Here is a 14,349-nt window from a genome sequence, read left to right on the forward strand (position 1 = left end):
GGGACGGCGCTAGCCGCCCTCGGGCACGTCCAGGCCCGCGGCGCGCGCCGCCTCCCGGTAGGCGGCCGCCAGCGTGGCAACGCTGTGGTGGGCGTTGAGGCCGCTGGGATTCGGCACCACCCAGACCTCGGCGCCGCCGAGCGTCTCCGGTTGCCGGCCCAGCTGCGCCTTCGGCCGCTCAAAACCCACCCGGTAGGCGGTCACTCCCGCGACCGCCACCACCCGGGCCCCCAGGGTCTCGACCCGGGCCGCCAGGCGCCGGGCACCGGTCCGCAGTTCCTCGGCACCCAGCTCGTCCGCCCTGGCGGTAGCCCGCGGGACAATGTTGGTGATGCCCACGCCGCGGTCGATCAGGTGGTTGCGGTCGGCAGCCGCCATGCCGTTCCCGGCGTAGATCTGATGGTCGGTGATGCCGGCCGCCGCCAGGGCCGGATAGAACCGGTTGCCGGGCCGGGCGAAGTGCGAGCCGGTGGCAGCCGACCAGAGGCCGGGATTGATGCCGACGAACAGGAGGCGCAGGCCCGGGCCCAGCAGATCGGGGACCAGCGCGTCCCGGTAGGCGAGCAGTTCAGCACGGGTAAAGGCCACAAAACCACTCTTTCACACGGCGTGCCGTCCCGGCCGCGAAACCGGCCGCATGCTCAGCCTCACGGCCCCAGCTCCGGACAGAAGAAGGCACGGCGCCCCCGAAGGGGCGCCGTGCCCGTGCAGCGGCCCGCCAAGGCGGGCCGGCGAATCAGTCGGTGCCGGCGTCGAACGCCGCGCGGTCCAGCGCCTCGTCGGCCGCGCGGTCGGCCGGGTCGAGCTGGGCGGTGTCGGCGATTTCGCTCGCGCCGCCGGCTTCCAGCGCGCCCACGAGCTCGGCGGTGGGACCGCCCACCAGGCCCTGGGCCGCGTACTGCTCCAAGCGGGCGCGGGAGTCGGCGATGTCCAGGTTGCGCATGGTCAGCTGGCCGATGCGGTCCAGCGGACCGAAGGCAGCATCGCCCACGCGCTCCATGGACAACTTGTCCGGGTGGTAGCTGAGCGACGGGCCGGTGGTGTCCAGGATGGTGTAGTCCTCGCCGCGGCGCAGCCGCAGGGTGACCTCGCCGGTGACAGCGGAGCCAACCCACTTCTGCAGCGATTCGCGCAGCATGAGCGCCTGCGGGTCCAGCCAGCGGCCTTCGTACATCAGGCGGCCCAGGCGGCGGCCCTCGGCGTGGTAGCTGGCCACGGTGTCTTCATTATGGATCGCGTTGAGCAGCCGCTCGTAGGCGATGTGCAGCAGGGCCATGCCCGGGGCCTCGTAGATCCCGCGCGACTTGGCCTCGATGATGCGGTTCTCGATCTGGTCGGACATGCCCAGCCCGTGGCGGCCGCCAATGGCATTGGCCTCCTGCACCAAAGCGACGGCGTCGGCAAACTCCGTGCCGTTGATCGCCACCGGGCGGCCCGCCTCGAAGCGCACCGACACGTCCTCGGTGGGAATGTCCACGTCCTCGCGCCAGAAGGCCACGCCCATGATCGGCTCGACGGCCTCCAGGCTGGTGCCCAAATGCTCCAGCGTCTTGGCCTCATGCGTGGCGCCCCAGATGTTGGCGTCGGTGCTGTACGCCTTCTCCGCGGAGTCGCGGTAGGGGAAGTTGTGCGCGGTCAGCCATTCGGACATCTCCTGGCGGCCGCCGAGCTCGGAGACGAAGCGCGGGTCGAGCCACGGCTTGTAGATGCGCAGCCGGGGGTGGGCCAGCAGCCCGTAGCGGTAGAACCGCTCGATGTCGTTGCCCTTGTAGGTGGAACCGTCGCCCCAGATGTCCACGCCGTCTTCCCGCATGGCGCGCACCAGCAAGGTGCCGGTCACGGCGCGGCCCAACGGGGTTGTGTTGTAGTAGGAACGGCCGCCGCTGCGGATATGGAAGGCGCCGCAGGCCAGCGCGGCCAGGCCTTCCTCCACGAGCGCGGGCTTGCAGTCCACCAGGCGGGAGATATCCGCGCCGTACTCGGTGGCGCGGCCGGGCACCGCGTCGATGTCCGGCTCGTCGTACTGGCCGAGGTCGGCGGTGTAGGTGCAGGGCACGGCTCCGCCGTCGCGCATCCATGCAACGGCAACGGACGTATCGAGTCCACCGGAGAAGGCGATGCCGACGCGTTCGCCGACGGGAAGGGAAGTCAGAACTTTGGCCATGGTTTCGATCATATGTGCAGCGGCACCCAAAGACAGAAGCGGCAACGCCGCGGCCGCCTGCGTGACGTGTCCGAACTCACTTGCGCGTCCGGGACGGGGGCCGGAGCCGGGATAGGATGCGAGGCGAACGGCAAAACCCCCAGTGACAAGGATGTAGCGATGGAATACCGGCGTCTCGGCAAATCCGGCCTCACCGTCTCGACGGTGGGACTCGGCTGCAACAATCTTGGCCGGTCCAACACCCCGACGGAAACGCAGGAAGGCACGGACGCGGTGGTCAAGGCCGCACTCGACGCCGGCGTGACCTTTTTCGACGTCGCCGACAGCTACGGGAAGACTCCGGGGCTGAGCGAGGAGTTCCTGGGCAGGGCGCTGGGATCGCGGCGCGACGACGTGGTGGTGGCTACGAAGTTCGGCATGGACATGCGGGGCGCCAACGGCGAAGACTTCGGCGCCCGCGGCTCGCGGCGGTACATTGTCAGGGCGGCCGAGGCGTCGTTGCGGCGGCTGGGCACCGATTGGATTGACCTCTACCAGTTCCACACGCCCGACCCGCTGACTCCGGTCGAGGAAACCCTGTCCGCGCTGGACGACCTGGTCCGCGCCGGCAAGGTCCGCTACATCGGCCACTCCAACCGGGCCGGCTGGCAGATTGCCGAGGCGGAATTCACGGCGCGGATGGGCGGCTACACCCCGTTCATTTCCAGCCAGAACCACTACAACCTGCTGGACCGCCGGGCGGAGCTGGAAGTCGCCCCTGCTGCCGAGGCCTACGGGCTGGGCCTGCTGCCGTACTTCCCGCTGGCCAACGGCCTGCTCACGGGCAAGTACAAGAACGGCAAGGCGCCGGAAGGCAGCCGGCTGACACACTCGCGCACCAACTTGCTCAAGGACGCCGACTGGGAGCAGTTGGGCGCCTTCTCCCGCTTCGCCGCCGACCGCGGACTAACGGAAATCGAGGTGGCCTTTTCCTGGCTTGCCACCCGTCCCGCAGTCGCGTCGGTCATCGCCGGTGCCACGAAGCCGGAACAGATCCGGCAGAACGCCCAGTCAGCGGGCTGGCACCCGACTGCCGAGGACCTGGCCGAGCTGGAAGGCATCTTCCCCGCGGTGCCGAAAGTGGCCCTGTTCTGAGACCTCCGAGGGGGCCGCGGCGGGAGCCGATGGAACGTTGGGAAGCCTTTTACGTTGAGGGCGCCAAGCAAGGCTGCCTCTACCGCCGGTGGGCGGATCACGTCCTCACCACGCGAATGGCCTTCCGGAGCGGGCCGGACGGGTACCGCGCGGAATCCGTCATCCGGTTCGAGCCCGGGACGCGGCGGTGGGAGTCCTCTTCTTACCGGCAGGGGCCGGGCCGCACCGAGGCATTGGCCCGTCGGGAAGACTTCGGGCTGCCCGGGACGAGCCTGCCCAGCTACGGGGAGTACCTGCTGTTGGTGGACATGCTCGACTCCGGCGCCCAGGCCGTGGAGTTTTTCCGGCTGGACGACGCCGCGCCGGCCGAACCCGACAGCGGCGCATGGACGAAGATGTCGCTGTCCGGCGCCGAGGACGTCCTGCTGACGGACGGCCGCCGGACGCTGTGCGACCGCTATGAAGTGGTGCAGAGTGCGCGAATGAGGGAAACAGTCGCCGGCCTCCCCGGCCGGAAGGACTATGCATTGGACGCCGGGGCCGAACTGGTCGGCGTTCACTGGGCGTCGGGCGGCCGTGTGGTCAAGAGCGACTGGCGAGGAGCCGAGTCCTTCCTCGCTCCGGATCGTGCAACGGCAACCGCGGGCCTCGACCGGGCACTGATTGACTTCCTGGACACCGGATATGGTGACCGGCCGGCTGGGGCCGATTAGGACGCCTGCCCCGAGGGCTTCCCGCCGCCGGGAACGGGAAGCCCCGCGCTCTACTCGTAGTTCTTCACCGTCCGGCGCAGCGTGTCTGCGTAGTCGTAGATCTCATCCAGTGAATCGATGGGGTGCCGAGTCTCCTGCTTTCCGTCGTCGAAGACCCCCAGGTATTTTTGCGACCTGTTGAAATGGAGTCTGGCAATCGGCTTCCTGTTGTTGTCATCCAGGAGTACGGCGAAGTAGGACTTTGCGTCCCGGTGGGTAACGCGTGTCGGTTTGACCTCGCTGCACACAATCGCCCGAACGATCTGGAAGCCCTCCACTTCCTCAAGAGTTGTTTCGATGCCGTCATCCCGGTTCAGATCTTGCTCGACGATCTCTTCGCTGGTGACGGAGTCGGCCAAGGACGCCTGGGCAGCCTGAATGACAGGTGACTCGCCCAAGGCAGCCTTCAGTCTCTCGTTGACTTGGTCGTTGAGGAATTGCCGGGTTGCTTTGGCTACCAGACCCGTAAACTGCTCGCGGACCTTCTGCGTGAATGCGCCGTCGTAGACCTTAGCCGTCAAAAACTTTACCCAGTCATCTTCAGGGGACTGGAAGAGAGTGGAAATAGTGCGTTTGATTTGCCCGATGTACTTGAGCTCTTCAGCTGCACTGATGATCGAATCCAGATCGAAGACATCCTTGGAAAGCTTTACGAGTTCCGGGATTAAGGTCTCGTCGATGTCGTTCATGTCAAGAATAAGGAACGGCTTGGCGTCCATGCGGTTCGGAGCATCAAGGTCCGTGTAGAACTGGTAGACCTCGCCATTCGTCAAAATCGCGATCCGCGCATTAGTAACGGCAAAGTAGCGGTAAAGCTGCGAGGCATGTTCGACGCGGAGGTCGCCGAGCGACTTCTTGCATTCGATCAGCATTTGCACTTCGCCATCACGAACGATGGCGTAGTCGATTTTCTCGCCCTTCTTGATGCCGACATCGGCAGTAAACTCGGGGACCACTTCCAACGGGTTGAAAACGTCATATCCGAGGATCGTTGATATGAACGGCATGACGAACGCGTTTTTAGTGGCTTCTTCCGTCTCGATGATCTCGCGCTGCTGCTGTATTTTTGCGGCCAGTGCGGCCAGTCTTTCTGCAAACTGCAATGCTTCCCCCTGCTCGATTCGGACCGTTTCGCTAAACCTAGAGGACGGTACTGACATTGTTAACTATCGTCCAAGGCGGGGGGTTTGTGAGGGATATAGGTGCTGTGAGTTCAAACCACGGAAAAGCTTTTTAGCGGGCTGCCTGGGTGGATGGCAGGATCGGTCCAATTCAGACGGTGACGGTGATCCACTCGCCGTCGATAGCCGCCGCGAAACGCGGAAGCGGGGCGGGCGCCGGACCCCCGGTCACCGTGCCGTCGGCGAGCGCGAAGGTCGAATTGTGGCAAGGGCACACGAATTCGGCCTTCGTCGGGGTCACCCCACACCCTTGGTGCGTACAAACGGCGCTGTAGGCCAAGACGGTGGTTTCGTCGGGGCGGTGGATGAGAATCTTCTCCCCGCCTGCCTCGCCGCTAGCGCTGCCACCAACCGGCACGTCGCTGAGCTTCCCGACCCGGACCGGCGTGCCGTCGCTGGCAATCGGGGAAGCGGAGGCACCTTGTGCTCCTGTGTAGTCCTGCAGCGGGGAACATGCGGTGAGCGCGCCCATCGAACCGACGGCGGTGGTGGCGGTCAGGATGGCGCGGCGCGAAGGCAGAGACGAACTCATGTCCGCTATTCTCCCGGACGGTGCCGGTTAATTTCCAAACGGAGCGGCGATCGCTCATCGCCCAGCGTGTCAGCGATCAAGCCACTACGGTGATCCATTCGCCGTCAATGACCGCGGCAAAGCGCTGCAGCGGTTCCAACGCCGGCCCGTCGAGCACCGAGCCGTCTGCAGCGCTGAAGACGGAGCCGTGGCACGGGCAACGGAACTCCGCGCCCGCCGGCGCCACGGTGCATCCCTGGTGCGTGCAAACTGCGCTGTAGGCCCGGACCGTAGTCTCGTCGGCGCGGTGGAGGAGGATTTCCTGCCCGCCGGCTTCGCCGGTGGCGCTGCCGCCCACCGGCACGTCGGCGAGCTTCAGGACCTGTGCGGCAGCGCCTCCGGAGGTGGCCGGGGCAGGTTTTCCGCCGGCCTCGCCGCCGCCGTTCCCCGCCGGCGCACAGGCGGCCAGTACACACGCCGAGCAGGCCGTTGCGGAGGCGGCCATGACCGAGCGTCGCGAGGGACCGGCATCGGGATTCATCCGCTGACCTTCCCCGTGGGCAGTATGGGTGCTTCGCAAAGGTAGACGTCCGGGCCCATGGGTTGGTTCAGCCGGCTCGTGAAAGGGTTTTCGCGCAGGAACCTGCAGTAAATGGCCACCGTTGCCAAAGCCTGGCCGGATGCAATCCGGTTGGCTGTGTCCGGCGTTTGTCCTAGGACGGAACAGGAGGATCGGATGAGCGTGTGGAGGGATGGTGGAGTCTTGTCGATTCAGGAAAGCGAACGCGTTCAGCGGGCGTCGCTGAAGCCTGCAAAGGGTTCTGCTGGGATTCCTTGACGTCGGAACGAACCGCGAGGGGTGCAGGGCTTCATTCTGCGGTTGTCCCCATTCCGGCAACCACCCATAATGACGGTGTGGCTATGTCGCTGCTGTTCGGCGTCGTGACTTCCAGCGCCCTGATGCTGGGTGGATTTATCGGTGTGCGTTTCGAACTGCCGAAACGCGTCCTGGCGATCATCCTGTCCTTCGCAGCGGGCGCCCTGGTCACCGCCCTGACTTTCGAACTCTTCGAGGACGCCTACCAGCGCGGCGGCATCTGGCGCGCAGCGGTCGGCCTGTTTGTCGGCGCGGTGGTGTTCACGACCTTGAGCGCGCTGCTCGACCGCTGGGCGCAGGCCGGGTCGAACCCGGTTGCGGCGGACGAGTACCGGGGCAGCCCCAAGCTCGATACCGACGCCGCCGCCACCGGGCGTGCGCCGGGGCCGGCATCCACCCGGGGTGCGGCCGGTCTGGCCCTGCTGGCCGCCGCCACGCTCGACGGCATACCGGAGAACCTGGCGCTGGGCGTCTCCCTGGGGGAGGGGACCGGCGGGCTGGCGCTCCTGGCCGCGATCTTCGTCTCCAACCTGCCCGAGGCCCTGGTCGGGGCAGCCTCGATGCGCAGCCAGGGCATGTCCAGGCCCGCCATCATCGGACTGTGGGGTGTGTGCTCAGTGCTGCTGGTCATCGCCGTCGTGGTCGGTGCCGGGCCGCTGTCCGGTACCGACCCCGAGACGATCTCGCTGCCATTGGCCTTCGCGGCCGGCGCGGTGATCGCCGCACTGGCCGACACCCTGATGCCGGAGGCATACGAACACGGCGGACCGGCGGTCGCCCTGAGCACCGCGGCCGGGTTCGTGCTCTCGTTCCTGCTGTCCCTCGCGTGAGATCCGGCGCCGCTAACGACCCTCCGTGCCCCCGCATCGACCCGCGCCGTTATCTGGGGTTCCGAGTTAGTCCGCAAGGTTTGTTCGATCTGGAGATGGGCACCGGCGGCTCGTTCAACAACTGCGCCCGGTTCACGCCCAGCGCGAACGATATTCCGGAACGGTCGCTGGCCTCGCTCGCGGCCACCAACCGTGACTTCCCCACCGGCGGTTCCCCCTGGCAGACCGCTGGCGAGCCGGGCGAAAACCGCACCTACCGCGGAACCTGGCGCTTCGATACCACCGGCATGTCGCAGGTCGAGATCAACGCCCTGCAGGGCGCCCGGGTCCATGTCGACCTGGTCTGGGAGCTGCAGTCGGATGAATCGCCCACGCAGCCGTAAGCCGGTTCCGTCAGTTCCGTGACCCGCCGGCTGCCCGGCAGCGCCTTGCGTCCTCTCTTCTCCCGCGACGGCTGGCTGCTGTACATCGCGTCCACGCTCTCGCGGTTGTATCTGGGCATCGCCCTGAGCCTGGTGCTGATCGGCCTGCTGCCTGCGCTGTTCGGCTGGCATACCAGCGTGATCCAGAGCGGTTCCATGGAACCGCACGTCGGCGCAGGGGACGCGGTGGTGTCCGCGCCCTTAGGCAGTGGTGACCCGGTTTCGCCGCTTCCACTGATTTTCGCGCGGCAAGGCCCCTAGCTGAGCAAGTGGGATAGGGCGGTTACGACGCCATGTTCCTCATTCGTTGGCGCGGTGTAACGGGCGCGGGAACGCAGGATCGGGTGGGCGTTGTCCATGGCGAACGACAGGTCGGCGCGGTCGAACATTTCGAGGTCGTTCAGGAAGTCGCCGAACACGACGGTTTGAGCGGCATTCACGCCCAAGGTCCGTTGCAGTTCCTGCACGGCTCGTCCTTTATTGGTGCCCGGGGCCATGATGTCGATCCACTGCTTACCGGAGACGGCCATCTGGTGGCTGGATGCCAGTGGAGCGACGATGCTTCTCGCGCTGGACTCAACGTCGGTGGAGTCGTAGATCGCGAGCTTGAGGATGTCATCGGTGACAGTGGTGAGATCCTCGACCGTGGTGAGTTCGGCGTAGTAGGTTTCCGCCTCCCGGATGAATCCAGCATCGCGTCGCTCGATGTAGGCACTGCGGCGGCCGCATACGACCAGGCCGAGGCTGTTCGCGGTTTCCGTTGCGTGGCGAACCGCGTGAATGACGTGCGTGACAGTGGGCTCGTCCATGTAGGTGGCGCAGAGTACTGCGCCGTCACGGACAACAAGGGAGCCGTTCTCGGCGATGAAGGTGGCACCTGCTGGTGCACTGGGGAACATGCGGGCCAAAGTGGCGTATTGCCTGCCGCTGGCGGGTACAAATGTGATGCCACGGGCACGCATCCGCTCCAGCAACGGCCAGAACCCGGCAGGAACGTTACCGTCCCCGTCCAGCAGGGTGCCATCCATATCGGAGACCACCAGACGCACGTCGTGAAACCCGCTCGGGATCGAGGACCAAGGCTCAGCGCTTCGAGCAACACCACTCATCGTGCCTCGTTGTCTTGACCATGATCGCCGCTGCCGCGGAATCCTAAGCTAAACATGGTTCTTAACGCTACAGACAGGGGATTGGTAAAGCGACTTCAGAACGACTTCCCGGAGGGTAGGACTCGCGGGGGCGCTTTCTGTGGACGAGTTGTTCACTCTCAGGCGTGCCGTTGCATCTATACCAGGCAGTCGGTGTGGACTCCCTGTGGAGGGGTGGCGAAGTGCGGGAGCATCCGCGGCGCCCCTCGCCTTGGCAAGCCTTGGATTGGTCTTCCCCAACGAGAGGAGACGTTCATGTCCTTGGACCAAGACCGCCGCAACAAGTCATACCGACTGCAGGTCGCCGGAGTCTTGGATCGGCGCTGCCGGGCTTGTCGTTGCACTGTTCCGAGCCGTCTTTGACGACCTTTGGAACGTCGCTGGACGTTGAACATGGATGCCTTTCCCTGATAAACCTCAGACGTAAGCGCTGTTATCGGCTCAACGGGTGGAGGCCCGACAGCTGAATGTAGTCCAGCTGATTGAACTCAGCGCCTCTTTCGATCACTTCGCGGGAATTGCTTGCGCTCCGTCCCTGCATGCCTGACGGGGTTCATTGGCCGGGTGCACGCCCTGAAGTGCGGCGTTGACTACTTGGTGCGTAACCCTGCATTCAGCGGAAACTGGCGCAGTACGGCCCCGGTCCAGAGGCCGCCCGCGATCATGTCCATGAGCAGCATGGAGATCGGCCTCGGGATTGAGCTCTCCGCGGGCCTTTGCCTTGTCGAAGACCTGTGCCTCGTTAACCAGCCGATCCGTGAAGAAGCCCTAAATCCGGGCGGCCAGGTCCTCGTTCACGACGGCCGCGGACAGGACGGCGACCACGACGTTGGAGGCGGGAGGCACGGTCAGCAGTGCCGCAATCCGGTCGGCCAAAACCTGCAGGTCGACTCGGAGGGTCCCGGTTTCAGGGACGGCGAGGGTCAGCATCGGGGGCATCAATGAAGGCGGCGCCCAGGAGTTCTGCCTTGGACTTCCACCACCGGTAGATCGTCGTCTTGTTAACGCCGGCGGCCTCGGCCACCCCTTTAATGCTGAACCGCTCGTATCCCCGCTTCTGGAATGAAGCTCTGTACTGCCCTGAGCGCTGATCAAACCAAGGTGCTGAAGGCCTCAGCCTTGTCTTTTGTCCCTTGGACTATTATTTGATCGTCGTCGTAGAGCACAGTTTGTTGGGTGGTGTGCTCCCACTGCCCACCCTTGCGCTTGACAGCGACTACTGTGATGTCGAACTTTGAGCGCAGCTGCAGCAGGCCCAGCGGACGGTCCTGGGCTAGCCCGGGCGGGATGGTTCGGATCATGACGAAGTTATCTTCGAATTCGACGTAGTCCAGCATTGCCCCGCGGACCAAGTGCGCCACCCGGCGGCCCATGTCGTGCTCGGGCCGGATCACGTGGTGCACGCCCAACTGTTCGAGGATCTCGGCGTGCGGCTCACTGATGGCTTTGGCCCAAATCGCGGGCCTGGCGAACTTGAGGAGCCGCGAGGTGGTGAGAATGCTAGCTTCCACGTCTGTTCCGATGCCCACCACAGCGCGGTCGAACTCGTGTACAGAGAGCTGTCGCAGCACCTCGTCTTTGGTGGAGTCGGCACGGACTACGTGGGTCAGCAGCCCGTTGAAGGACTGAACGGTCTCTTCGTCGGCGTCGATGCCCAGGACCTGGGTGCCCAGGGACTCGAGCTCCAGCGCCAATGCTCCGCCAAAACGGCCGAGGCCGATAACAACGACGGACCCCGCCTCGGCGATCCGGTCGAAGGAGCGTGAGGGGAAGGGGATTCTAGCCAATGAGCGGCCTTTCTTTCGGGAACTCGTACAGGATCGGTCGCGCGCGAAGCGCCAGCGCGGAGGCCAGCGTGACCGGTCCCAGACGGCCGACGAACATGAGGATGATCAAAATCGACTGTCCGGCAGGTGGCAGCGAGGCAGTGATGCCGGTGGAAAGGCCGACGGTGGCGAAGGCGGAGATAGCTTCGAAGAGCAGTTTTTCCATGCCCGCGTCGGAGAGGAACATCAGGGCCATGGTGGCTGTGACTACCAAGGCGATGGCCAGCAGCACAACGGTCATGGCTTGGCGGTGTACAGAACGGGACAGTCGCTTGCCGAAGATGTTTACGGCGGCGCCGCCGCGGATTTCTGTGTAGAGGATGAAGTAGAGCACTGCGAAAGTAGTGATCTTCAGGCCACCGGCGGTGCCTGCAGGGCCGCCGCCGATGAACATCAGTATGTCCATGCCTAGCCAAGACACCGGGTTCATCTGGCCGATGTCGATACTGTTGAATCCAGCGGTGCGGGTGATGACGGACTGGAAGAACCCGGCCAGCACCCGTGCGGCGGGGTCCAGCGAGCCGAGCGTCGCCCGGTTGGTCCACTCCACCGCGGTGATGAAGACGGTACCTGCCCCCAGCAGCACGGCCGTGCCGGCCAGCACGAGTTTGGTGTTCATGGACCAGTGGATCGGACGCCGGTAGTGCCGGCCGAGCTCGAACAGCACCGGGAAGCCAAGCCCGCCGATGATCACCGCGCTGGCGATCGGCAGGCAGATCCATGGGTCCGCGACGAAGCCCATCAGGTTGTCTGAGAACAGGGCGAAGCCGGCGTTGTTGAAGGAGGAAACGGAGTGGAAGACTCCCAGCCAGAGGGCTTCCCCGGCAGAGTGTCCGTATCCGGTCATGAAGCGTGCCGTAAGGGCCAACGCCAGCACGGCTTCGGTAATGAGGCTGATCCTCAGGACGCCGAACAGCACGCGCCGCACGTCGCCAAACCCGGTGCTTTTGGTTTCGGCGGCCGCGGAGATGCGGGAGCGAAGTCCAAGCCGTCCTGCCAACAGCACACCCAGCAGAGCTCCGAAGGACATTACGCCGAACCCGCCGAGCTGGATGAGGACCATGATCACCGCTTGCCCGAATGGGCTCCAGTAGACGGAAGTATCAACGATGATCAGCCCGGTCACGCACACCGAGGACGTCGCCGTGAACAGCGCCTCCAGGAAGGTGGCACCGCCAGGGCCCTGCTTCGACATCGGCAGCATCAGAATGGCCGTGCCGGCCAAGATCGCTGCGATAAAGCCAAGGACTATCACCTGGGACGGATGCCGCGGGCGTACTCGTTGCAGGAGGACGGCACCCGTGGGAGCCTGAAACTTTCGTAGGTCGCTGGTCCGGCGGAAGGCTGCGCCGATGCGACGGGCGGAGGATGCCTTCTCGGGCCAGGGACGTCGCGGTTCAGCCAACGTGAATCCGGGGACGGCGCTGCGGGTCGGGTTCGTTCTGGCGGATGATTTCCCGGACCACGGGGGCAGTGTCACCTTGGCCGAGGAGCAGGTAGCGCATCAGATGGGTCAGCGGATTGCCCTCGGACCATTCAAAGTAGGCCTGCGGCATGACACCGGTCGCATCGCGTAGTGCCAGCAGGACGGCGGCCAGCGCGTTGGGCGCGGCGGGGCTCTGAGCGCGCAGAATCCTGTACCCGCCGATCTCAACTCCGTGGACGTGGAGGGTGTCGCTGAAGCCGGAGGGGTCTTTGATTTCTACTTCGAGGAAGATGACGTCGGCGCTGCCGGGGACTGGGTTTATGCCGCGTTGAAGGACTTCCTTGCTGGAGTATTCCGCGATACCGGTGGCCGGGGGTTTGTGCGCAATCAGGTCCAGCCGTCCATCGAATTCCAGGGACTCGCGGATGAAGCGGCGGGCTTCGTCGTCGAACACTATGCGGTCTGCGCGCAACTCGGTGGTTCGGGAGACCCGGGAAACCAGGGAGATGACCACGATGCCGGCGATGAACAAGAGCGAAATTGCCAACCCTTCGGGTTTTGCGAGGATGTTGGCTGTCAGGGCGTAGACCAGCACCAGCGTCAGCCCGGTGAACGCGGCGGCAGCGGACCGGCGCCGATTCCGGTACGTGGCAATTGCGACGGCCACCGAGGCAGAGACCATCATGGCCAGGATGCCGGTGGCATAGGCCCCGGCCTGGGCGTTGACATCGGCCCTGAACGCGATGGTGATCATGATACTTACGCCGGTGTAGACCAGGACCACCGGGCGGACAGCGCGGCTCCATTCCGGAGCCATACCGTACGAGGGCAGGTAGCGGGGCACGATGTTGATCAGCCCGGCCATGGCCGAGGCGCCGGCGAACCACAGGATGAGGATGCTGGCCAGGTCGTAGGCGGTGCCGAATCCTTCGCCGAAGCGCTCGTGCGCAAGGTAGGCCAGCGCACGGCCGTTGGCCTCGCCGCCCTCGGCGAAGGCATCGGCAGGGATCAGCAAGGTCGTGACGAAACTGCTGCCCAGCAAATACACGCTCATGATCACGGCCGCGGCGGTGAGCAGCTTGCGGGTATTGCGGATCCGGCACGCGAGCCGCTCCTTGGGAGTCCGGCCTTGCGCTGCGACGAGAGGCATCATGCTGACGCCGGTTTCAAAACCGGAGAGCCCTAAGACAAGCAGCGGAAAGGCCAGCAGTGCCGGAAGAACCATCCCGCCTAAGCCCCCCGACGTGGTGGTGAGGAGATCTGTCCAGTCCGCGACGATGCCTGGCCTGCTTAGGATGTCGAGCAGACTGGTGCCGATGACGACTGCATTGAGGACGAGGAAGATTGCCACCAGCGGGACCGCGACTGCGACCGCCTCGGTGAAGCCGAGCAGGAAGACTCCGCCGAGGATGAGCAGCAGCACGATGGTCACCGGTACGGCGTGGCCGTGGAGGAACGCGGGAGTGTGGGGGTTCTCCAGCAGATGTACCGTGGCGTCCGCCGAGGAGAGCGTGATCGTGATGATCCAGGAGGTTGCCACGAAGCCCAAAAGGATGAGGACAAAAACTTTCCCACGCCAGAAGGGCAGCAGATGCTCCAGCATGGCCACCGACCCCTGGCCATGCGGGCTGGTCTGCGCCACCCGGCGGTACATGGGCAGCATTCCGCCCAAGGTCAGAATGACGATCAGCAGTGTCGCGAGCGGCGAGAAGGCGCCGGCGGCCAGCGCCGCGATGGCCGGCAGGTATGACAGGGTGGAGAAGTAGTCCACACCCGTCAGGCACATGACCTTCCACCAGGGCTGCTGAATGTCATTGGTTCCCGGGCTTGCCGGTCCGACGGGTTGAACAACGTGGGCGGTAAGCCAACGGGCCACGCCATGGGACGGCTTTTGACGGCCGGTAGGGCGGGGCACGCTCTCCGGAATGAAGTACTGGGTAGACGCACCCACAGTCGTCTTCTCTCTTATACGGTTCCTGACGCGATTGATCACACTACTCCGGCAGAGGCGGCCAGAGAGCGAAAAACAGCAGCCGACGGCGTTAAGAAATCATCAAAATGTCCGGGTAGCTGGGCGG

Annotated in this window: 16 protein-coding genes; 5 read left to right on the plus strand and 11 right to left on the minus strand. The window is 65.0% G+C overall.

The features are described 5' to 3' along the window. Nucleotides 1-9: 9 nt before the first annotated feature. Both mug and argG read right to left on the minus strand, forming a co-directional pair. Nucleotides 10-588 (minus strand): G/U mismatch-specific DNA glycosylase, encoded by a 579-nt coding sequence (gene mug / locus AC5RVV_RS00625; protein WP_493999529.1) that lies wholly within the window; start codon nt 586-588, stop codon nt 10-12. 148 nt (nt 589-736) lie between these two features. Beyond that, complete coding sequence (gene argG, locus AC5RVV_RS00630) at nt 737-2,164, minus strand: argininosuccinate synthase (protein WP_493999530.1); 1,428 nt, start codon at nt 2,162-2,164, stop codon at nt 737-739. A gap of 159 nt (nt 2,165-2,323) precedes the next feature. On the opposite strand from argG, the gene AC5RVV_RS00635 reads away from it, so the two are divergent. Together AC5RVV_RS00635 and AC5RVV_RS00640 are read left to right on the plus strand one after the other, a co-directional pair. Further along, nucleotides 2,324-3,298, plus strand: coding sequence for an aldo/keto reductase (locus tag AC5RVV_RS00635; RefSeq protein WP_493999531.1), 975 nt, complete (start codon nt 2,324-2,326; stop codon nt 3,296-3,298). A gap of 29 nt (nt 3,299-3,327) precedes the next feature. Then, nucleotides 3,328-4,011: a hypothetical protein gene (locus AC5RVV_RS00640; RefSeq protein WP_493999532.1), complete on the plus strand. Its 684-nt coding sequence runs from the start codon at nt 3,328-3,330 to the stop codon at nt 4,009-4,011. 50 nt (nt 4,012-4,061) lie between these two features. Here the strand turns inward: AC5RVV_RS00640 and AC5RVV_RS00645 are convergent, their stop codons facing one another. The 3 genes from AC5RVV_RS00645 to AC5RVV_RS00655 form a co-directional block, all read right to left on the minus strand. Then, nucleotides 4,062-5,153, minus strand: coding sequence for a type I restriction endonuclease (locus AC5RVV_RS00645; RefSeq protein WP_493999533.1), 1,092 nt, complete (start codon nt 5,151-5,153; stop codon nt 4,062-4,064). A gap of 169 nt (nt 5,154-5,322) precedes the next feature. Next, nucleotides 5,323-5,763, minus strand: coding sequence for a Rieske (2Fe-2S) protein (locus AC5RVV_RS00650; protein ID WP_493999534.1), 441 nt, complete (start codon nt 5,761-5,763; stop codon nt 5,323-5,325). A gap of 76 nt (nt 5,764-5,839) precedes the next feature. Continuing rightward, nucleotides 5,840-6,283 (minus strand): Rieske (2Fe-2S) protein, encoded by a 444-nt coding sequence (locus AC5RVV_RS00655; RefSeq protein ID WP_493999535.1) that lies wholly within the window; start codon nt 6,281-6,283, stop codon nt 5,840-5,842. A 374-nt stretch (nt 6,284-6,657) separates the two neighbouring features. Here AC5RVV_RS00655 and AC5RVV_RS00660 point away from each other — a divergent pair, with 374 nt between their 5' ends. The 3 genes from AC5RVV_RS00660 (at nt 6,658) to AC5RVV_RS00670 (ending at nt 8,132) form a co-directional block, all read left to right on the plus strand. Further along, nucleotides 6,658-7,449: a ZIP family metal transporter gene (locus tag AC5RVV_RS00660; RefSeq protein ID WP_493999536.1), complete on the plus strand. Its 792-nt coding sequence runs from the start codon at nt 6,658-6,660 to the stop codon at nt 7,447-7,449. 80 nt (nt 7,450-7,529) lie between these two features. Then, nucleotides 7,530-7,832 (plus strand): hypothetical protein, encoded by a 303-nt coding sequence (locus tag AC5RVV_RS00665; RefSeq protein ID WP_493999537.1) that lies wholly within the window; start codon nt 7,530-7,532, stop codon nt 7,830-7,832. Between the two features lie 18 nt (nt 7,833-7,850). After that, entirely contained in the window at nt 7,851-8,132 is a 282-nt protein-coding gene (locus AC5RVV_RS00670) for a hypothetical protein (RefSeq protein WP_493999538.1), read from the plus strand. Here the strand turns inward: AC5RVV_RS00670 and AC5RVV_RS00675 are convergent. From AC5RVV_RS00675 to AC5RVV_RS00700, 6 genes are all read right to left on the minus strand, one after another. Next, nucleotides 8,129-8,980 (minus strand): HAD family hydrolase, encoded by an 852-nt coding sequence (locus tag AC5RVV_RS00675; protein WP_493999539.1) that lies wholly within the window; start codon nt 8,978-8,980, stop codon nt 8,129-8,131. The genes AC5RVV_RS00670 and AC5RVV_RS00675 overlap by 4 nt on opposite strands. Nucleotides 8,981-9,787: 807 nt before the next feature. After that, entirely contained in the window at nt 9,788-9,958 is a 171-nt protein-coding gene (locus AC5RVV_RS00680; protein ID WP_493999540.1) for a hypothetical protein, read from the minus strand. Then, nucleotides 9,927-10,136 carry a helix-turn-helix domain-containing protein gene (locus tag AC5RVV_RS00685; protein ID WP_494001245.1) on the minus strand — a complete coding sequence of 70 codons (210 nt, stop codon included), beginning with the start codon at nt 10,134-10,136 and terminating at the stop codon, nt 9,927-9,929. The genes AC5RVV_RS00680 and AC5RVV_RS00685 overlap by 32 nt, the downstream gene beginning before the upstream one ends. After that, nucleotides 10,111-10,806, minus strand: coding sequence for a potassium channel family protein (locus AC5RVV_RS00690; RefSeq protein WP_493999541.1), 696 nt, complete (start codon nt 10,804-10,806; stop codon nt 10,111-10,113). The genes AC5RVV_RS00685 and AC5RVV_RS00690 overlap by 26 nt, the downstream gene beginning before the upstream one ends. Further along, complete coding sequence (locus AC5RVV_RS00695) at nt 10,799-12,133, minus strand: TrkH family potassium uptake protein (RefSeq protein ID WP_494001246.1); 1,335 nt, start codon at nt 12,131-12,133, stop codon at nt 10,799-10,801. Before AC5RVV_RS00695 ends, AC5RVV_RS00690 begins: the two co-directional genes overlap by 8 nt. Before the next feature lie 109 nt (nt 12,134-12,242). After that, nucleotides 12,243-14,057: an APC family permease gene (locus AC5RVV_RS00700; RefSeq protein ID WP_493999542.1), complete on the minus strand. Its 1,815-nt coding sequence runs from the start codon at nt 14,055-14,057 to the stop codon at nt 12,243-12,245. Nucleotides 14,058-14,349: the final 292 nt, after the last annotated feature.

It is taken from the genome of Arthrobacter sp. MDT2-34-1 (assembly GCF_059091365.1).